The 18,453-nt window shown below is 65.0% G+C and carries 19 protein-coding genes; 5 read left to right on the forward strand and 14 right to left on the reverse strand.

Features of this window, described 5'->3' with window-relative positions; genetic code table 11:
* Positions 1-35: 35 nt before the first annotated feature.
* Positions 36-911, reverse strand: coding sequence for a type I methionyl aminopeptidase (map, locus tag CH276_RS17935; protein WP_045195561.1), 876 nt, complete (start codon positions 909-911; stop codon positions 36-38).
* A gap of 138 nt (positions 912-1,049) precedes the next feature.
* On the opposite strand from map, the gene CH276_RS17940 reads away from it, so the two are divergent.
* Positions 1,050-1,922 (forward strand): helix-turn-helix transcriptional regulator, encoded by an 873-nt coding sequence (locus tag CH276_RS17940; protein WP_094631776.1) that lies wholly within the window; start codon positions 1,050-1,052, stop codon positions 1,920-1,922.
* Positions 1,923-1,941: 19 nt separating this feature from the next.
* On the opposite strand, the gene CH276_RS17945 is transcribed toward CH276_RS17940, so the two are convergent.
* From CH276_RS17945 to dxr, 5 genes are all read right to left on the reverse strand, one after another.
* On the reverse strand, positions 1,942-3,705 hold the full coding sequence (locus CH276_RS17945; RefSeq protein WP_094631835.1) for a penicillin-binding transpeptidase domain-containing protein: 1,764 nt from the start codon (positions 3,703-3,705) through the stop codon (positions 1,942-1,944).
* Between the two features lie 133 nt (positions 3,706-3,838).
* Positions 3,839-4,675, reverse strand: a complete 837-nt coding sequence (locus CH276_RS17950; protein WP_094631777.1) for a GNAT family N-acetyltransferase — start codon at positions 4,673-4,675, stop codon at positions 3,839-3,841.
* Positions 4,676-4,795: 120 nt separating this feature from the next.
* A complete protein-coding gene (ispG, locus tag CH276_RS17955) occupies positions 4,796-5,959 on the reverse strand; it encodes a flavodoxin-dependent (E)-4-hydroxy-3-methylbut-2-enyl-diphosphate synthase (protein WP_176459303.1) in 1,164 nt (387 codons plus the stop codon).
* A gap of 37 nt (positions 5,960-5,996) precedes the next feature.
* A complete protein-coding gene (locus CH276_RS17960) occupies positions 5,997-7,217 on the reverse strand; it encodes a M50 family metallopeptidase (RefSeq protein WP_094631778.1) in 1,221 nt (406 codons plus the stop codon).
* A 6-nt stretch (positions 7,218-7,223) separates the two neighbouring features.
* Positions 7,224-8,486, reverse strand: a complete 1,263-nt coding sequence (gene dxr / locus CH276_RS17965) for a 1-deoxy-D-xylulose-5-phosphate reductoisomerase (RefSeq protein WP_441344242.1) — start codon at positions 8,484-8,486, stop codon at positions 7,224-7,226.
* Between dxr and CH276_RS17970 the strand changes: the two genes are divergently transcribed.
* Positions 8,485-9,006, forward strand: coding sequence for a DUF1990 family protein (locus tag CH276_RS17970; RefSeq protein WP_094631779.1), 522 nt, complete (start codon positions 8,485-8,487; stop codon positions 9,004-9,006). The two genes, dxr and CH276_RS17970, sit on opposite strands and share 2 nt — an antisense overlap.
* A 13-nt stretch (positions 9,007-9,019) precedes the next feature.
* Here CH276_RS17970 and puuE read toward each other — a convergent pair whose 3' ends face one another.
* Positions 9,020-9,919, reverse strand: coding sequence for an allantoinase PuuE (puuE, locus tag CH276_RS17975; protein ID WP_176459324.1), 900 nt, complete (start codon positions 9,917-9,919; stop codon positions 9,020-9,022).
* 217 nt (positions 9,920-10,136) lie between these two features.
* On the opposite strand from puuE, the gene CH276_RS17980 reads away from it, so the two are divergent.
* The gene (locus CH276_RS17980; protein WP_032397812.1) at positions 10,137-10,406 is read left to right on the forward strand and encodes a DUF2631 domain-containing protein; all 270 of its coding nucleotides are present in this window, start codon (positions 10,137-10,139) and stop codon (positions 10,404-10,406) included.
* Positions 10,407-10,414: 8 nt separating this feature from the next.
* On the opposite strand, the gene rlmN is transcribed toward CH276_RS17980, so the two are convergent.
* Positions 10,415-11,566: a 23S rRNA (adenine(2503)-C(2))-methyltransferase RlmN gene (gene rlmN / locus CH276_RS17985; protein ID WP_045195572.1), complete on the reverse strand. Its 1,152-nt coding sequence runs from the start codon at positions 11,564-11,566 to the stop codon at positions 10,415-10,417.
* A gap of 127 nt (positions 11,567-11,693) precedes the next feature.
* Here rlmN and CH276_RS17990 point away from each other — a divergent pair, with 127 nt between their 5' ends.
* Together CH276_RS17990 and CH276_RS17995 are read left to right on the forward strand one after the other, a co-directional pair.
* Positions 11,694-12,113 (forward strand): LapA family protein, encoded by a 420-nt coding sequence (locus CH276_RS17990; RefSeq protein ID WP_032398357.1) that lies wholly within the window; start codon positions 11,694-11,696, stop codon positions 12,111-12,113.
* 106 nt (positions 12,114-12,219) lie between these two features.
* Complete coding sequence (locus CH276_RS17995; RefSeq protein WP_094631780.1) at positions 12,220-13,062, forward strand: HpcH/HpaI aldolase/citrate lyase family protein; 843 nt, start codon at positions 12,220-12,222, stop codon at positions 13,060-13,062.
* Between the two features lie 44 nt (positions 13,063-13,106).
* Here CH276_RS17995 and CH276_RS18000 read toward each other — a convergent pair whose 3' ends face one another.
* From CH276_RS18000 to rpsB, 6 genes are all read right to left on the reverse strand, one after another.
* Complete coding sequence (locus CH276_RS18000) at positions 13,107-13,805, reverse strand: class I SAM-dependent methyltransferase (protein WP_254924407.1); 699 nt, start codon at positions 13,803-13,805, stop codon at positions 13,107-13,109.
* A 38-nt stretch (positions 13,806-13,843) separates the two neighbouring features.
* Complete coding sequence (locus CH276_RS18005; RefSeq protein WP_094631782.1) at positions 13,844-14,758, reverse strand: phosphatidate cytidylyltransferase; 915 nt, start codon at positions 14,756-14,758, stop codon at positions 13,844-13,846.
* Positions 14,759-14,795: 37 nt separating this feature from the next.
* On the reverse strand, positions 14,796-15,353 hold the full coding sequence (frr, locus tag CH276_RS18010; protein ID WP_032397809.1) for a ribosome recycling factor: 558 nt from the start codon (positions 15,351-15,353) through the stop codon (positions 14,796-14,798).
* 55 nt (positions 15,354-15,408) lie between these two features.
* Positions 15,409-16,137 carry a UMP kinase gene (gene pyrH / locus CH276_RS18015; protein ID WP_032397808.1) on the reverse strand — a complete coding sequence of 243 codons (729 nt, stop codon included), beginning with the start codon at positions 16,135-16,137 and terminating at the stop codon, positions 15,409-15,411.
* 177 nt (positions 16,138-16,314) lie between these two features.
* A complete protein-coding gene (tsf, locus tag CH276_RS18020; protein WP_032397807.1) occupies positions 16,315-17,139 on the reverse strand; it encodes a translation elongation factor Ts in 825 nt (274 codons plus the stop codon).
* Between the two features lie 160 nt (positions 17,140-17,299).
* Complete coding sequence (gene rpsB / locus CH276_RS18025; protein WP_094631783.1) at positions 17,300-18,190, reverse strand: 30S ribosomal protein S2; 891 nt, start codon at positions 18,188-18,190, stop codon at positions 17,300-17,302.
* Positions 18,191-18,453 lie beyond the last annotated feature (263 nt).

The following is an 18,453-nucleotide window of genomic DNA, read 5'->3' on the forward strand; positions in this document are numbered from 1 at the left end:
CGCTACCAGATCTCGATTCGCTACGCAGGCTCCGCTCACGGCAGTGTCAGGATCTCGCTACCCGTCTCGGTCACCACGAGCGTGTGCTCGAACTGCGCGGTCCACTTCTTGTCGTGCGTGACCACCGTCCAGCCGTCGTCCCACATCTCGGCGTTGATCGTGCCCAGGTTGATCATCGGTTCGATCGTGAACGTCATTCCCGGTTCGATGACGGTGTCCACCGACGGCTGGTCGTAGTGCAGCACGACCAGACCGTTGTGGAAGGTGGTACCGATACCGTGGCCGGTGAAGTCCTCCACCACGCCGTAGCCGAACCGGTGCGCATACGACTCGATGACGCGGCCGATCACGTTCAGCGCGCGACCGGGCTTGACGGCCTTGATGGCCCGCATGGTGGCCTCGTGGGTGCGTTCGACCAGCAGTCGGGCCTCCTCGGAGACGTTGCCCGCCAAGAAGGTTGCGTTGGTGTCGCCGTGGACGCCGTCGATGTACGCGGTGACGTCGATGTTGACGATGTCGCCGTCCTGGATCACCGTCGAATCCGGAATGCCGTGGCAGATGACCTCGTTGAGTGAGGTGCAGCAGGACTTCGGAAAACCCTTGTAGCCCAATGTGGACGGGTATGCGCCGTGATCGATCATGTACTGGTGGGCAATGCGGTCCAGCTCGTCGGTGGTGACGCCCGGTGCCACTGCCCGGCCCGCTTCCTGCAGCGCCCTGGCCGCGATCTTCGACGCCACCCGCATCTTCTCGATGACCTCGGGGGTCTGAACCCAGGGCTCGCTGCCCTCGGCCACGGTCGACTTCCACGCGTATTCGGGGCGCTCGATCGACTTGGGCACCGCGAGGACGGGCGAGACGACGCCTGGTACGAGTGGCTGACGGGGCTTGCTCTCGGCGGTCACAGACATGGACCCAAGAGTAGTCGGCTCGCACTCTGCCGCGGACCGCAGCGCAGTGCCCGTACCAGTCGAAACAGCACATGCCGGTGCAGATATGATCTGGATCACGTTCGTCGCTCGTGCAGTCGACACGAGAAAGGAAGCCCCGTGGTCCATTCGAATTTGTTGCGGCCCCGCGACGGTGATGCCCTGCGCGCGGAGCTGCGCCAGGTGGCAGCAACGTCCGAGGTACCCGTCGTGTTCGGCGGCGAGGTCTCCTCGGAGACCCTGTACCTGAGTGAATTCCACGGAACCAGAACCCGAGGCCTGGACGGACTCGCCATCCCACCCAGATCCGGCCTCGGCGGTCGAGTCATGGAACAGCGCAGGCCCGCGGCCGTCAGCGATTACGGCGCATCGATGTCGATCACCCACCACTTCGATCGACCCGTGCTCGGCGAGGGCCTCAAATCGATACTGGCGGTACCGGTGGTCGTGGCCGGAGTCGCGCGAATAGTGATGTACGCGGCGCTGCGCGAACGCGGTCCCCTCGGAGATCGTGTCGGCGACATCATGACCACCGCCGCCAGGCGTCTCGGCCAGGAGATCTCCGTGCGGGACGAGGTCGACCGCAGGATCCGGCTGCTGGCGACCATCCGCTCGCCGCTCGACTCGGATGTCTCGCGGACCGCCGAGCTGCGCAGTGTCCACGAGGAACTGTCCGATCTCGCCCGGTCGGTCGGTGACGCAGCGATCCGGCGCAGACTCGACGCAGTGGCAGCTCGCGTGGCCGCGTCGTTCGGACAGAACACGCCCGACGACCCACGAGCCCAGGAGGTGTCGCAGACGTTGACGCCACGCGAGATCGACGTCATCTCGCAAGTTGCCCTGGGCTGCACCAACGTCGAGGTCGCTGCGCGCCTGTCGATCGGTGCCGAGACGGTCAAGTCGTACCTGCGCAGTGTGATGCGCAAAACCGATTCGCACACCCGATACGAAGCCGTGGTGGCGTGCCGTCGACTCGGCGTTCTGCCTTCCTGATCCGAACGCCGCAGCGTCGTCAGTACCCGGGTGGAAGTTGCTCGAACATCTCTCGGGTCACCGCGACCGCGTTGTCCGAGCTGCCGCCGCGCACCACGAGGGTGGCGAAGGCGATATCGCCGCGGTAACCGACGAACCACGAGTGCGAACCGCCGTCGACCTCTGCTTCGCCGGTCTTTCCGTAGACCTCGCCCTGGTCTGCGATGCGTTCGGCCGTACCGCTGGTGACCACCGACCGCATCATCCCGCGCAATCCGTCGACCATCGCCGGTTCGATCGGCGGATGATCTCCGGTGATCACGGTGTCGCGTCCGACCAGGAGGTTCGGCACCGGCGTCGAACCGTGAGCCACCGTCGCGGCGGCCAGGGCCATACCGAACGTCGACACGACCACCCTGCCCTGACCGAAGCCGTCCTCGGTGCGCTGAACCAGTTCTTCGGCCGGTGGCACCGAACCGGAGTCGGTCGGCAATCCGACGACGTCGTAATCCGGGCCGACGCCGAATTGAGAGGCCGCGACGGTCAGCGCATCGGGTGTCATCTCGCTGGCCAGCTTGGCGAACGAGGTGTTGCACGATCGAGTGAAGGCGGTACTCATCGTCACGTCACCCAGTGAGAACTCGTTGTAGTTGGGCACACTGCGCTCACCGATCACGATGCGCCCCGGACACGGGACGGTGCTGCCCGGAGTCGCGAGTCCGCTCGCGATGGCGGCACCGGCGGTGATGATCTTGAACGTCGATCCGGGTGGGTACAGGCCGGCCGACGCCACCGGCCCGTCCCGATCGGCAGCCGGGTTCTGTGCCACCGCCAGGATGGCACCGGTGGACGGCTGGATGACCACCGTCATCGCCTGCTCGGTGCGCGCATTCACCGCTCGCTGTGCCGCGACCTGAATGTTGCGATCGAGACTGATCGAGAACGACGGCGAGGGCTCCGGCGGGGTGTCGGTGAGGACATCGATGTCGACGCCGTTGCGGTTCGTGGTCACCACGCTCCACCCCGCCTTGCCGTCGACCTCGTCGATGACGGCCTTCTTGACCTGGCCCACCAGGTCCGGCGCGAACGTGGGGTCGGTGGACACCAGATCCGATTCGTCGGACGCGGTGACTCCGGGGATCTCGGTCAGTGCGGCCGAAATCGGCTGGTAGTCACTGTCTCGAAGCAAAACCACCGGGTAGTCGCCGTCGACCGAGGTGGCGGATTCGACGATCGACTGCGCAGTGATGGACGCATCGAAAGGCGTCAGCAGCGTCGACAGCGCCGTTGCCGAGGCGACCACGTTGTTCGCATCCGCTGCATCGAATTTGATTCGGTGCACCACCCCCGGCACCAGCACGTCGGTCCCGGAGCGTTCGTTGACCCGAGCCCGCGGAGCCGCCGTGGACCGCAAGGACATCGTCTGAGTGTCGCCGAGCTTGGGATGGATGTCCGACGCCGTCCAGCGCACCACCCACTCACCTTCGCTGCGGCCCATGTTCAGCTGACCGTCGTACGTCCACACGCGATCCCTCGGCAGCTGCCACGTGTAGGTGTAGCCGACCGTGGCCGTGTCGCCGTCGACCTGTACCGACGTCGTCTCGGCGTCGAGCGCCTCGGCCTGGAGGTTGGTCCACGCCTCGGTCAGTGCCGTCGCCGCTGCGTCGGGCTTGTCGGTATCGGCAGCCGCGGCGGCGATGTCGTTGGCCTCGAACGCGGCGAGAAATGCCTGGGCGGCCGGCTCCGGGCCGTCGGGCTTGGGGGTACATCCGGTGAGGGCGGCGGCAACGACGGCTGCAACCATCGACACCGCTCCGACTCGATACCGCACTTCGGTTGCACCACGTGATCTCATTGCGCCCCATCGTAATAGGGCGCTGCCTTCGGCCGCGGCAACGAATCGCGGTTCGCCACGACCCGATCGAGCGACGTCGGAGTCAGTCGAGGAGGACCGTCGTGAAGGTCGCCACCTGGGTCAGGCCGATCTTCGCGTATGCGCGCCGGGCGACGTAGTTGAAACTGTTGACGTACAGGCTCGCGGTGCGGCCCTGGCGGACCACCGAGTTCACCACCGCTGCGGTACCGGACGCGCCGAGGCCGTGCCCGCGCCGATCGGGATGAACCCACACCCCCTGGATCTGACCCACCGTCGCCGACTGCGATCCGATCTCGGCCTTGAACACCACCCGACCGTCCTCGAATCGAGCCCACGCACGCTGCGCGGCAATGAGACTCGAGATCCGTCGCCGGTATCCACGGCCGCCGTCGTTCTGTCTCGGGTCGACGCCCACTTCCTCGATGAACATCGCCACTGCCGCACTCAGATACACGTCCAGTTCCTCGGGACGAACGAGGCGTACGTGCGGATCGGGCGTGATGGACGATCGAACCGACGTGGCCAGCAACGGCTGCTCACCGCGAACCTCACGGGCCGGGCCCCAGTCGGTCTCGAGCATCTCCCACAACGGCAATGTCAGTTCGGCTCGACCGACCAGTGACGAACACAGCCGCGGGCCGCGGCACGCGCGATCGGCGAACGAGCGCAGATCGTCGCCGGATCCGAGCAGAGGAACCAGGTTGGCACCGTAGAAACACAACGACTCGTCCGGTCCACCTCGGCTCCACATCTCACCGTGGAACGACCTCGGATCCAGGCCGGATTCCTGCACCCGAGCGGCAACCATGCAGGTGGCGACCGGGTCGGCGTCGAGCACCCGCAGGACGTGCGCAACATCCCGATTACCGAGAGGCTTCGCACCGAGGAGCTTGAGCACCTACCGACCTCCTGACCACCTACCGCATACACACCGACCGAGCGTGTACCGAATCATTCCAGAGAACCCGTTCCGCCGGTGGCAGAGCGGCAAACCGGACACCGAACCGGTCGAACCCGCTCAGCTGACGGTCACGACCGGTGCGCCACCGTCTGCAGTCTCATCCTTGTCGAATTCCTCGGCGATGCGCATTGCTTCCTCGATCAAGGTCTCGACGATCTGCGCCTCGGGCACGGTCTTGATGACCTTGCCCTTGACGAAGATCTGGCCCTTGCCGTTGCCCGACGCCACGCCGAGGTCGGCATCGCGCGCCTCTCCCGGACCGTTGACGACGCAGCCCATCACGGCGACGCGCAGCGGAATCTCCATGCCCTCCAGGCCTGCGGTGACCTCGTCGGCAAGGGTGTACACGTCCACCTGTGCCCGCCCACACGACGGGCAGGAGACGATTTCGAGCTTGCGAGGACGCAGGTTGAGCGACTGCAGAATCTGGTTGCCCACCTTGATCTCCTCGGCGGGCGGTGCCGACAGGGAGACGCGGATGGTGTCGCCGATTCCCCTGGACAGCAGGGCACCGAACGCCACCGAGGATTTGATGGTGCCCTGGAACGCCGGCCCGGCCTCGGTCACGCCGAGATGCAGCGGGTAGTCACACTGTGCAGCGAGCTGCTCGTAGGCAGCGACCATGACGACAGGGTCGTTGTGCTTGACGGAGATCTTGATGTCCCCGAATCCGTGTTCCTCGAACAGGCCCGCCTCCCACAGCGCGGACTCCACGAGCGCCTCCGGCGTCGCCTTGCCGTACTTCTTCATCAGCCGAGGGTCCAGCGATCCGGCGTTGACGCCGATACGGATCGGAATGTTCGCGTCACCGGCCGCCTTCGCGACCTCCTTGACGCGGCCGTCGAATTCCTTGATGTTTCCCGGGTTGACGCGCACCGCGGCGCAACCGGCGTCGATCGCCGCGAAGATGTACTTGGGCTGGAAGTGGATGTCGGCGATCACCGGGATCTGACTCTTCCTGGCGATGATCGACAGCGCGTCCGCGTCCTCCTGTGTGGGGCATGCCACACGGACGATGTCGCAGCCGGACGCCGTCAGCTCTGCGATCTGCTGCAGCGTGGCGTTGATGTCGTGGGTCTTGGTGGTGCACATCGACTGCACCGAGATGGGGCTGTCGCTTCCCACTCCCACCGACCCGACCTGGAGCTGCCTGGTCTTTCGACGCGGCGCGAGTACTGGAACCGGCGGTGCCGGCATTCCCAATCCGACTGACACGGACACAGTGGCCTTCTTTCCTAGCTACGACTGTCGAGTCTACTTAGAACAATTGAATCGGGTTGACGATGTCCGCCGTGAGTGTCAACAAGGAGAACCCGATGAAAACGACGATCACCACGTAGGTGACCGGCATGAGCTTCATGTAGTCCACCGGCGCACCGTCGGGCAGGCCGCGACGGTTGCGGAAGATGTTGCGGATCCGCTCGTAGACGGTCACCGCGATATGGCCACCGTCGAGCGGAAGCAACGGCACGATGTTGAACGCTCCGAGGAAGAAGTTCAACGACGCGAGCAGTCCGACGAACGTCGCCCAGTTGTTCGTCTCGGCAGCCTGACCGCCGATGACACTGGCACCGACGACGCTCATCGGAGTGTCCAGTCCACGCTCGCCGCCGAAGATCGACTCCCACAGGGCCTCCACCTTCGTCGGCAGCTGCACGAGAGCCTTACCGGTCTGGACGAAGATCTCTCCGGTGAAGGCGAACGTCTCGGGGACTGCCTCGATCGGGTTGTATCGAATGGGTGGAGGGGCGATCGTGGAGCCACTGACCCCGACCGCGCCGACCGTCGTCGACTCCTTGGCTCCGGTATCCGGGTCGGTGACGTAACGCTGCACCTCGGTCACGGGAATCGTCAGGTCGACCGACGCTCCGTTCCGCTCGACCGTCAGATCGACCGATCCCGACGACGCCTGCACGGCCTCGACGACCTCGGACCAGTACTGCGCCGGTACACCGTTCACCGCGGTGACCACGTCGCCCGTGCGGAGCCCCGCTTGCTGAGCCGGGCTGGCTCCCGAGCACGGCGCGAGTTCCCCGTCCTCGGACTGTGTCGGCGCGATACACACGACGTCACTGACCCGAACGGTCGGCGGCGTCACCCGATCCGGCGTGCCCCATCCGAGTACCAGGGCGTACACCAACACGATGCCGAGCACGAAGTTCATCGCGATACCGCCGACCATCACGACGATGCGCTTCCACGTCTTCTGGCGGTACATCGCCCGCTCGACCTCGTCCGGTGCGAGCTCGTCGATCGCCGTCATTCCGGCGATGTCACAGAATCCGCCGGCGGGGATCGCCTTGAGCCCGTACTCGGTCTCGCCGCGTCGGAAGGAGAAGATCTTGGGGCCGAAGCCGATGTAGTAGCGGCGGACCTTCATGCCGAGCGCTTTCGCGGTCCACATGTGTCCCGCCTCGTGCAGCGCGATCGACACACCGATGCCGACGGCGAACAGCACCACACCCAGAGCGAACAGCATGTGAGTCTAGAGGCCCTTCTGTTTCAGAAGCTCACGCGCGTGTGCGCGAGCCCAGGAATCCGCTGCGAGGACGTCGTCCACGGTAGTCGGCACCGCCGACCAGTCCCCGCCGCCGTCGTTCAGAACCGACCGCACCGTGTGCACGATCTCGGGGAATTCGATGCGACCGGACAGGAATGCGTCGGCGGCGATCTCGTTGGACGCGTTGTACACCGCAGTCATGCACCCGCCCATGATTCCGGCCTCGCGGGCCAGCTGTACGGCGGGGAAGACTCGATCGTCGAGTGGCTCGAAGTCCCAGGAGAACGCTGCAGTGAAATCGAGTGCGCGCGCGACGTCGGGCACTCGATCCGGCCATCCGAGCGCCAACCCGATCGGCAGCTTCATGTCCGGCGGGCTGGCCTGCGCGATGGTGGATCCGTCCACGAACGTGACCATCGAATGGACGATGGATTGCCGATGCACCGTGACGTCGATCTTCTCGTAGGGCACCCCGAACAGCAGATGCGCCTCGATCAGCTCGAGGCCCTTGTTGACGAGAGTTGCCGAGTTCAACGTGTTCATCGGGCCCATCGACCAGGTGGGATGAGCTGCGGCCTGAGCAGGGGTCACCGACTTCAGTTCCGCTTCGCTCCAGCCCCGGAACGGTCCACCCGATGCGGTGAGGATCAGGCGATCCACTTCGCTCCGGTGGCCACTGCGCAGGCACTGCGCCAGCGCCGAATGCTCCGAGTCCACCGGAACGATCTGACCCGGCGCGGCGGCAGCGAGTACGAGTTCGCCGCCTGCCACCAGCGATTCCTTGTTGGCCAACGCCAGCCGAGCGCCGGTCTTCAGCGCCGCCAACGTCGGTTCGAGACCGAGCGAGCCCACCAACGCGTTGAGCACCACGTCGGCCTGCGTCGACTCGACGAGCTCGGTCACCGCACCGGGCCCACTCAGTACCCCGGGGAAGTCGAGCTCGGCGGCAGCGGCGGGGTCGGCCACAGCGACACGTCGAACACCGGTCTCGGCGATCTGACGGCGAAGGAGGGCGATGTTTCCGCCGCCCGCCGCAAGACCGACGACGACGAAACGGTCGGGGTCGGCGGCGATGACGTCGAGCGCTTGGGTTCCGATCGAGCCGGTGCTCCCCAACAGCAACACACGAATCGGCTCGGCACGATCCGAGGAGGTCGTTCGCTCACGATGGTCTGGCACCGGTCCATTGTTGCCTACCGAGGCTGAGAAACCCCTATGCGTCGCCGTAGCTGGCACGCTGGAGGGCATGGACGTCTCGAAGTATCGCGCGGCACCGTTCAACTACGCCGATGTGGGGGCGACGAGCGGCAGGCTCCCGGCCGGCTACCACCACGTCGAGACGTCACGGGTCATCGGATCCGGAGTCGAGGACTTCGTGGCCGCGGCCGACGCGCTGATGCGCTGGGACATGCATCGCGGCACCGGACTGAAGGTTCACTCCAGCGTCGACCACGCCGTCCCCGACGCGGTGGTCGTCCTCGCGCTCGGACCCGTCCGCATCCCGTGCCGGGTCGTCTACGTCATCGACGAAGCCAACCGCCAGGGTTTCGCGTACGGCACACTCGACGGCCATCCCGAATCCGGTGAGGAGCTGTTCCACGTCGACTACTCCCCCGAGGACGGGACGGTCTCCGCGCACATCACCGCGTTCTCGAACCCGGGCCGCTGGTACACCAGGCTCGGCGGACCGGTGGGCAGGCGGGTCCAGGCCCTGTTCACCGACCGCTACCTGAGTGCGTTGGAAACGCAGTGTCGGTCGCCGCACTGACCCGAGACCTCGATCAGGACACGGGTGGGTGTACCGCGCGCCAGTGCTCGGCGATGTCTATTCGTTTTGCGACCCATACTTTCTCGTGGGACTGAACGTGGTCGAGGAAACGTTCGAGGGCGGCGATGCGCGCCGGCCTGCCGACCAGCCTGCAGTGCAGTCCGACCGAGAGCATCTTGGGACTGCCGTTCTCCCCCTCGGCGTAGAGCACGTCGAACGCGTCCCGCAGATGCGCGTAGAACTCGTCCCCGGTCGAGAAGCCGCCCGGCGAGGCGAACCTCATGTCGTTGGTGTCGAGGGTGTACGGCACCACCAGATGATCGACCACGTCCGAGCCGCGAGTCACCTTCTCCCAGTAGGGAAGATCGTCGGCGTAGGAATCCGAGTCGTACACGAATCCGCCGTGCTCGACCACGAGCGACCGGGTGTTCGGAGAGTCACGACCGGTGTACCACCCGAGGGGGGCCGATCCGGTGAGGCCCCGGAGGATGGCCACGGCCTCGGCCATGTGCTCGCGCTCGACGTTCGCGTCGATCTGCTGGTAAGACAGCCACCGCAGTCCGTGACAGGCGATCTCGTGGCCCAGTTCGGCCAGGGCGGCAACCACTTCCGGGTTTCGTTCCATGGCCTTCGCAACGGCGAAGACCGTCAGGGGTAGGTCTCTTTTCTCGAACGCCCGCAGCACTCGCCACACGCCTGCCCTCGAGCCGTACTCGTACAGCGATTCCATGCTCATGTGGCGATTCGGAAAGGCTTGTGCCCCGATCATTTCCGACAGGAACGTCTCGGACTTGGTGTCACCGTCGAGGACGTTGTTCTCCGCACCTTCCTCGTAGTTGAGGACGAACTGGACGGCGATGTTGGCCTGACCCGGCCACTGCGCATGCGGCGGCGTGCGGCCGTACCCCACCATGTCTCGTGGGTAGCTCAGCGGAAACTGGGTCAACGGATGCGGAAGGCGCTCGGACGTCACCGCCGCAGTCTCTCACCGAACTCGGCAGTCTCGCCGAGTGAGCGCACAACCCTGATGGCTACGACGGACGGTCGTATGCCAATATTGTCCGAACGCGGCAGGCTCGACGCCTCGTGAAGAGCGACTTCGAGAATTCATGACCCGAGAGGACCGACCGGTGGCAAATACCGAACTGGAATCCGCTTCGTACGACCCGGTCGTCGATACCCGCAACGAGGTGCCGGACGTGCCGTCCGCCGAGTGGGGTTGGAGTGGTGAGTCGAACCGCGCGATGCGCGTGGCCGCCCTCGTCGTCGCCGCGTTCCTGCTGTTCATGATGATCGGAAACCACACCGGCAAGGTCGAGGACCTGTGGCTGATCGGCTTCGCTGCGACGCTGGTAGGGCTCGTCGTGCGAGATGTGATCGTCCGCCGCAAGCCCCGCTAGCAACCGATTCAGTTCTCGGCTGCCAGCTGACCGCACGCCGCGGCGATTTCCTGACCGCGGGTGTCGCGGACGGTGCACGAAACACCCTGGGCAATCACCCGTCGAACGAATTCTCGCTCCACCGGCTTCGGGCTGGCGTCCCACTCGCTGCCCGGAGTCGGATTCAGTGGGATCAGGTTCACGTGGACCCGGGATCCGAGTGCCTTGTGCAGCTTCTTTCCCAGCATGTCGGCCCGCCACGGCTGATCGTTGACGTCCCTGATCATCGCGTACTCGATGGACACCCGTCGTCCCGTCTGGTCGGCGTAATACCGCGCTGCGGACAGCACCTCGGCAACCGACCAACGGTTGTTGACGGGAACCAACGTGTCGCGGAGTTCGTCGTCGGGTGTGTGCAGCGATACCGCCAACGTCACCGACAGCCCTTCGTCGGCCAGCTTCCGAATCGCCGGTGCCAGGCCGACCGTCGACACCGTCACCGAGCGCTGCGAGAGGCCGAGCCCGTCGGGTGCAGGCGAGACGATCTTGCGCACCGCGGCGACGACCCTCTTGTAGTTGGCCAGGGGCTCGCCCATCCCCATGAAGACCACGTTCGACAGACGACCCTCCCCACCGGGGACAACACCGTCGCGCATGTCCGCGGCCGCCGACCGCACCTGGTCCACGATCTCGGCCGTCGACAGGTTCCGGGTCAGACCGGCCTGACCGGTGGCACAGAACGGGCAGGCCATTCCGCAACCGGCCTGGCTCGAGATGCACAGCGTCGCGCGGTCCGGGTAACGCATGAGGACGCTCTCGAGCAGAGTGCCGTCGTTGGCTTTCCACAGGGTCTTGCGGGTGTCACCGTCGTCACACGCCAGATGTTTGATCGCCGTGAGCAAGGTCGGAAAGAGGTCGGCTCCGACCTTCTCTCGCGCCTCGGCGGGAAGATCCGTCATCTTCGTCGTGTCGGCTTCGAGCCGGCCGTAGTAGTGCCGAGCCAATTGATCGGCACGGAACGCAGGCAGGCCGAGTGCCTTCACGGCCTCGCGCAATCCCTCTCTGTCCAGATCGGCGAGGTGGCGCGACGGCATACCGCGACGTGGGGCGGTGAAGACCAAGGGGAGATTCGGCCTCTTCTGCTCGGTCGATGTGTTCGTTGCGTCGGCGGCCTCACTCATACCTCCATTGTCCACCCGTTTGCCTCGCAGTCCTATTCGCGCCGGTTTCCGTCCGTTACCCGATGGGTATCGAGGTCGTGGCCGGATGCGCGTGCATTCGGCCTTCACGTGCGGAAGGATCATCGACATGGCCACCAGAGCTGACGACAGTCACGAGACATCGCTGGACAAATCAGGCGCGGTTCATCCCGGCGACCACAGCGCCTCGGGTGACCTCGCGCCCATCACGACGCCGGATTCGGACGGTCGTTCGGCACCGGATCCGGAGTTCGCCCCGGAGCCCCAGGCAAGCACTTCGACCGACGTCGCTCACACCCGCACCGCTGCGCTGTGGACCGGCCTGGTGGTCGGAGCCGTTGTCCTGGTCGTTCTGCTCGTCTTCATCGTGCAGAATCTCGACTCCGTCACCGTCCAGATCTTCGCCTGGCAGCTCGATCTGCCACTGGGCATCAGCATGCTGCTCGCAGCGATCGCAGGCGCACTGGTGATGGCGATGGTCGGCGGAGCGCGAATCCTTCAGGTCAGACGCGCAGCGAAGAAGAAGTAGCGGCACGGACCGTGAACACTATGCACAGAAGGTGGCGCTGATCGACTGAATCGATCAGGATTTCGGGTGCCCCACTTCACTCGAGGAGCATGACGTGACAACTTTCATGGAGACACCCGTGGCATCCGGCGTTGCCCCCGACCGCGCACGGTCCTGGCTGCTCGTACCGGCCACCAAGCCCGAAACCTTCGGCGACGCCGTCGCGTCGGGAGTCGACGCAGTCATCCTCGACATCGAAGACGCAGTCGCTCCGGCCAAGAAGCCGGCCGCGCGCGAGGCCGTCGTTCGATGGCTCGGTGAAGGTAACTCGGCGTGGGTCCGCATCAACGACGCCACGACCTCGTACTGGGCCGACGATCTCGCCGCGTTGTCCGGCCTGCCCGGACTGGTCGGAGTCATGCTCGCGAAGACCGAGAGTGGTGGCCAGGTCGAGGCCACAGCTGCTCGCCTGGCACCCGGCACCCCGATCCTGGCACTGGTGGAGTCGGCGATGGGCCTCGAAGCCGCCACGGAGATCGCCCGCGCGGATTCGACGTTCCGACTCGCATTCGGTAGCGGGGACTTCCGCCGCGACACCGGCATGAGCGACGACCCCCTGGCGATGGCGTACCCGCGTTCGCGCCTGGTCGTCTCCTCACGCGCAGCGCGCATTCCGGGACCGATCGACGGACCGACGCTGACGGCCAACGACAGCATCCTCGGACGCGATGCCGCACTGACCCTGTCCATGGGCATGACGGGCAAGTTGTGCATGCATTCGGAGCAGGCTGCCATCGTCAACCGCGAGCTCGCCCCGTCACCGACGGATGTGTCGTGGGCCCGTGACGTCATCGATGCCCTCGGTGCCGACGGAGCGCACGTCAAGGACGGAAGCGACCTTCCGCGTCTGGCGAAAGCACTCAAGATCAACGAGTTGGCCGAGATCTTCGGGATCTCCGCCACCTCCTGACAACGCCCGCGGTCGAGGTGCTTCGGCCGAATCCGACCGGCTCGCTACCGCACCTCGATTCCGGTCGGCTTGTATCGGACGTGCACTCGATACCGCACGTCGAACGAGACACCGTCCACCGACTTCACCGCATCGCGCGCAACGCGTGGCCCGAACTCGATTCCCAGCACGTCGCGCAGCATGCGTCGATTCGGAAACGTCCACCTCGTGTCGACGCGGGTGAGCGCAAAACCCTGTGCCTCGAAGAACGCCTCGACCGTCGACGGGTCGTAGTGCGGTAGATCCGCCCGCATCCAGTCCCCGTACGGCGAAGCGGTCGCGTCCAGATCCACCACGACCAACGCTCCGCCCGGCCGGAGTACTCGCATGGCGTCGACGATTCCCGGCCCACAGCCCGGTCCGAAGAAGTACGCGGTGCGCGCATGGACGACGTCCACGGTGCCGTCGCCGATCGGGAGGGAATCCGCCCGCGCAGTCTTCACCTCGACGTTCGGGAGGCCCGCGACTCGCCTTCTCGCCGCGTCGGCCAGTGGTTCGTGCGGCTCGATGCCCAGTACTCGTTCGGCGTCGGCCGCGAACACCGGAAGATGAAAGCCGCTTCCGCAGCCGACATCGACGACCGTCCTCGCTGTCCAGTCCGCTACCGACCTGATCGCATCGAACACAGCACCGTCGACGTCCTGAGCGCGGTTCTCCGCCTCGTACAGGTGCGGCCAATTCCAGATGTTCGGGCTGGGAATCACCCCGGTGACATCACTGCGCACGCCGGACAGCAGTCCGCTCAGAGGAGCACGGTGAACACGAGCCATGCCACGAAAGCCGAGGGCAGCAGCGAATCGAGCCTGTCCATGATGCCGCCGTGGCCGGGCAGCAGCGTGCCCATGTCCTTGATGCGAAGATCACGCTTGACCTGCGACTCGATCAGATCGCCCAACGTGCCGGTCACCACGAGCACCAGACCGAGAAGGATGCCGATCAGCGAGTTGGCCTCGAGAATGAGCGTGACGGTCAGCAGACATCCGATGATGCAGAAGATGAGAGACCCGACGAGCCCTTCCCAAGACTTCTTCGGGCTGATGGCCGGTGCCATCGGGTGCTTGCCGAACAACACACCGGCGATGTAACCGCCGACATCCGAACAGACGACACCGATCACGAACACCAGGATGCGTCCTGCGCCGTTGTCCTGCAGCACCATCAGAACGGCGAACGAGGCCAGGAGCGGCAGCCAACAGGCCACCAGGACGGTCACGGAGAGTTCTTCGAGGTAGTTCTTCGGGGCTGTGCCGAATCCTTGGCGCAGCAGCAGCCACACCATGCAGACCACGACGGTTCCGACCGCGGCACTGAGTACGCCGACCGCCCCGAACGGCCAGCCCAGCCAGATCATGGCCTGACCGCCGAGAATCAGTGGGATGCGCGGAACCAGCACACCGCCCTCACGCAGGCGCTTGGACACCTCGTACGTCGCGACGGCCAACGCAACCGCAACGACACCGATCCACACCAGCGGGACGAACACGAGCACGAGAATCAACCCGATACCCAAACTGCCGCCGACGCCGATCGCGGCAGGCAGATTACGGCCGGCTTTCCCGGCGGACTTCGCTGCGGCGACACCGGACGAGGCTGCGGGCGTACCGCTGCCCTCCTGCCGATCCGGTCCCACCACTGTCGTCATCTCCTCGAAATTCATCGTCGTCCGTCGTGAAAAAGCAGCTGTCGAGGTCGAGTCAGACCTCCATCAGCTCGCCCTCTTTGCGCTTGACGAGTTCGTCGACGGAGGCGGTGTACTTCGCAGTGGTCTTGTCCAGATCGTTCTCGGCGCGGACGACCTCGTCCTCGCCTGCCTCGCCGTCCTTCTGGATCCGCTTGAGCTCTTCCATCGTCTTTCGGCGGACGTTGCGAATCGACACCTTTGCGTCCTCGCCCTTGCCCTTGGCCTGCTTGACGAATTCGCGACGACGTTCCTCGGTGAGCTGCGGAACTCCGATCCGAATGAGGTTGCCGTCGTTGGTGGGATTGACGCCGAGGTCCGAGTTGCGAATAGCGGTCTCGATCGGTCCGAGCTGACTGGACTCGTACGGCTTGATGACCACCAGGCGCGCTTCGGGAACGCTGATACTGGCCAGCTGAGTGATCGGCGTCGGAGCACCGTAGTACTCGATGACGATGCGAGAGAACATTCCGGGGTTGGCACGTCCGGTGCGAATCGAGGACAGATCGTCACGCGCAACCGATACGGCCTTTTCCATCTTCTCTTCGGCATCGAAGAGAGCTTCGTCAATCACGATCTGTCCTCCATCGTCTTCGTCTTCGATTCGCTCGCGTCACCGTCGGCAACGATCACGACGTGACCAGCGTGCCGATCTTCTCACCGGACACAGCGCGAGCAATATTTCCCTGAATCAGCAAATTGAACACCAGCATCGGCATCTGATTGTCCATGCACAGACTGAAGGCCGTCGCGTCGGCAACCTTGAGTCCCTGTTCGATGGCCTCGCGATGCGTGATGGTGTCGAACATCGTCGCATCGGGATCGAGGCGCGGATCGGCCGAGTACACGCCGTCGACTGCCTTGGCCATCAACAACACCTCGGCACCGATTTCCAGGGCACGCTGCGCAGCGGTGGTGTCGGTGGAGAAGTACGGCATGCCCATGCCGGCTCCGAAGATCACCACGCGCCCCTTCTCCAGGTGCCGTCGCGCGCGAAGCGGAAGGTACGGCTCGGCGACCTGACCCATCGTGATCGCCGTCTGCACCCTGGTGGCGACGCCCTGCTTCTCCAGAAAGTCCTGCAGCGCAAGACAATTCATGACGGTACCGAGCATGCCCATATAGTCCGAGCGAGACCGGTCCATGCCGCGCTGCTGCAGTTCCGCACCACGGAAGAAATTGCCACCACCGATCACCACGGCGACCTGAACCCCGGTGGCCACCACCTCGGCGATCTGTTCGGCAACGTTGTTCACGACATCCGGATCGAGACCGACCTGGCCGCCTCCGAACATCTCCCCACCCAGTTTGAGCATCACGCGGCGGAACCCGGGACGGTCAGGGGCCGGATCGGTCATAGCTCTCCTCGGTACTCGTCGAACACTACGGTTTCCTCTTGGATCATCCTGCCCTATCGAGGCCCGGGCGATGGACAGGGCTCCTGCATGCACACCCACCTGCCCCGCGCACGAGCGATGCCGCCCACTCGATGGAATCGAATGAACGGCATCGCCTCGACCGAACCGGTACGCAGACTAGCTGGCACCGACCTCGAACCGTGAGAAGCGCGTGATGGTCACGCCGGCCTCGTCGAGAATGGCCTTGACGGTCTTGTTGCCGTCCTGCACCGACTTCTGCTCGGTGAGAACGACGTCCTTGAAGAATCCGTTGACGCGACCTTCGACGATCTTCGGCAGTGCCTGCTCCGGCTTGCCTTCTTCGCGAGCGGTCTCCTCGGCGATGCGACGCTCGGCGGCAACGAGATCCTCGGGGACCTCGTCGCGCGTGACGTACTTGGCCTTGAGGGCCGCGATCTGCATCGCGGCGGCACGCGCAGCATCGCCCGCGGCATCGCCATCACCGGTGTACTCGACCAGCACGCCGACGGCAGGCGGCAGGTCCGCGCTGCGCTTGTGCAGGTACGTCGCGGTGTTGCCGTCGTAGGACACGACGCGGCGCAGTTCGAGCTTCTCGCCGATCTTGGCCGACAGCTCGTTCAGAGCCGTTTCGACGGTCTTGCCGTTCAGGTCGAGCGCCTTGAGGGCGTCGACGTCGGCAGGCTTGCCTGCTGCAGCCGTCGACGCGACGGACGCGGCGAACGTCTGGAACTCGTCGTTCTTGGCCACGAAGTCGGTTTCGGAGTTGATCTCCACGAGCACTCCACCCTCGGCGACGACGAGGCCTTCGGCGGTGTTGCGCTCGGCGCGCTTGCCGACGTCCTTGGCACCCTTGATACGCAGGTACTCGACGGCCTTGTCGTAGTCGCCGTCGTTCTCGGCGAGCGCGTTCTTGCAGTCCATCATTCCGGAGCCGGTGAGCTCACGGAGCCGCTTGACGTCGGCGGCAGTGTAGTTCGCCATCGTGGGCGAGCCTCCTCAAAAGTCTGGGTACGGGCGTTGACGAAAAATGCTGTTCTCAGGGCGTGATCGACGAGCTCGCAACTGAGCCGGACCGATCACAACCCTGACATACCGAAGCGGCCCCGGCCCACCCCTGAGGGTGAACCGGGACCGAATTCGATCAAGCCTGAGCGGCCGGTGCTTCTTCTGCAGCCGGTGCTTCTTCTGCTGCCGGTGCGTCGGCGGCCGGAGCCTCTGCTGCCGGGGCCTCCGCTGCGGGAGCGTCGGCTGCCGGTGAAGCCTGTGCGAGCTGCTCGAGCTCCCACTCGGCGAGGGGCTCGCCTGCGCCGACCTCGGGCTTGGCGTCGGACGCGGTGTTCTGACCCGCGCGGGCCTGCACACCCTCGGCCACTGCGGATGCAACGACCTTGGTCAGCAGCGCTGCGGAACGAATGGCGTCGTCGTTGCCCGGGATCGGGTAGTCGACCACGTCGGGATCGCAGTTGGTGTCGAGGATCGCGATGACCGGGATCTTCAGCTTGCGCGCCTCGCCGACGGCGATGTGCTCCTTGTTGGTGTCGACGATCCAGATGGCCGAGGGAACCTTGGCCATGTCCCGGATACCACCGAGGGTGCGGTCCAGCTTGGTCATCTCACGCGTGAGCATGAGGATTTCCTTCTTGGTGCGACCCTCGAAGCCACCGGTCTGCTCCATGGCCTCGAGCTCCTTGAGGCGGAGCAGACGCTTGTGGACCGTCTGGAAGTTGGTGAGCATGCCACCGAGCCAGCGCTGGTTCACGTAGGGCATACCCACGCGAGTTGCTTCAGCGGCGATGGACTCCTGCGCCTGCTTCTTGGTACCGACGAACAGAACCGTGCCACCGTGGGCGACGGTCTCCTTGACGAACTCGTAGGCCTTGTCGATGAAGGTCAGAGTCTGCTGCAAGTCGATGATGTAGATGCCGTTGCGGTCGGTGAAGATGAATCGCTTCATCTTCGGGTTCCAGCGACGGGTCTGGTGTCCGAAGTGTGTGCCGCTGTCGAGCAGCTGCTTCATTGTTACTACAGCCATGGCTGAAGAACTCTCTTTCGATGGTGCGGTTGACGCAGAGTGTCGGTGACCTCTGCCCTGGCGGCCGCTGAAGTTGCCGGACCCGACATCACGAAGATCTCGGGACCGCCGACAACCGGTTCTCGTATCGTCGATTCTGCGCAAGGCAGACGATGCGATGGAAGCGGACGCGCGAAGTCGACCCGTGCACGCACAGGCCGCAGTACGAGTGTAGACCTGCCATCGCCCCCGTCATAACCAGGCCCGTCTGTCAAGAGTTTCCG

The sequence above is a fragment of the Rhodococcus sp. 06-470-2 genome (genome assembly GCF_002258235.1).
Classification (GTDB): Bacteria; Actinomycetota; Actinomycetes; order Mycobacteriales; family Mycobacteriaceae; genus Rhodococcoides.

What these genes read in the sequence shown, in the direction of transcription:
- CH276_RS17995 (WP_094631780.1), top strand. Translation starts at nt 12,220, where the DNA reads ATGGAGACACCCGTGGCATCCGGCGTTGCCCCCGACCGCGCACGGTCC.
- CH276_RS17990 (WP_032398357.1), top strand. Translation starts at nt 11,694, where the DNA reads ATGGCCACCAGAGCTGACGACAGTCACGAGACATCGCTGGACAAATCA.
- puuE (WP_176459324.1), bottom strand. Translation starts at nt 9,919, where the DNA reads ATGGTGGGGTACGGCCGCACGCCGCCGCATGCGCAGTGGCCGGGTCAG.
- CH276_RS17970 (WP_094631779.1), top strand. Translation starts at nt 8,485, where the DNA reads ATGGACGTCTCGAAGTATCGCGCGGCACCGTTCAACTACGCCGATGTG.
- map (WP_045195561.1), bottom strand. Translation starts at nt 911, where the DNA reads ATGTCTGTGACCGCCGAGAGCAAGCCCCGTCAGCCACTCGTACCAGGC.
- rpsB (WP_094631783.1), bottom strand. Translation starts at nt 18,190, where the DNA reads ATGGCTGTAGTAACAATGAAGCAGCTGCTCGACAGCGGCACACACTTC.
- CH276_RS17960 (WP_094631778.1), bottom strand. Translation starts at nt 7,217, where the DNA reads ATGCTGTTCGCTCTGGGTGTGGTGCTGTTCGCCGTCGGCATCGGTGTG.
- pyrH (WP_032397808.1), bottom strand. Translation starts at nt 16,137, where the DNA reads ATGACCGATCCGGCCCCTGACCGTCCCGGGTTCCGCCGCGTGATGCTC.
- CH276_RS17945 (WP_094631835.1), bottom strand. Translation starts at nt 3,705, where the DNA reads ATGGTTGCAGCCGTCGTTGCCGCCGCCCTCACCGGATGTACCCCCAAG.
- CH276_RS18005 (WP_094631782.1), bottom strand. Translation starts at nt 14,758, where the DNA reads ATGAATTTCGAGGAGATGACGACAGTGGTGGGACCGGATCGGCAGGAG.
- rlmN (WP_045195572.1), bottom strand. Translation starts at nt 11,566, where the DNA reads ATGAGTGAGGCCGCCGACGCAACGAACACATCGACCGAGCAGAAGAGG.
- tsf (WP_032397807.1), bottom strand. Translation starts at nt 17,139, where the DNA reads ATGGCGAACTACACTGCCGCCGACGTCAAGCGGCTCCGTGAGCTCACC.
- dxr (WP_441344242.1), bottom strand. Translation starts at nt 8,486, where the DNA reads ATGCCCTCCAGCGTGCCAGCTACGGCGACGCATAGGGGTTTCTCAGCC.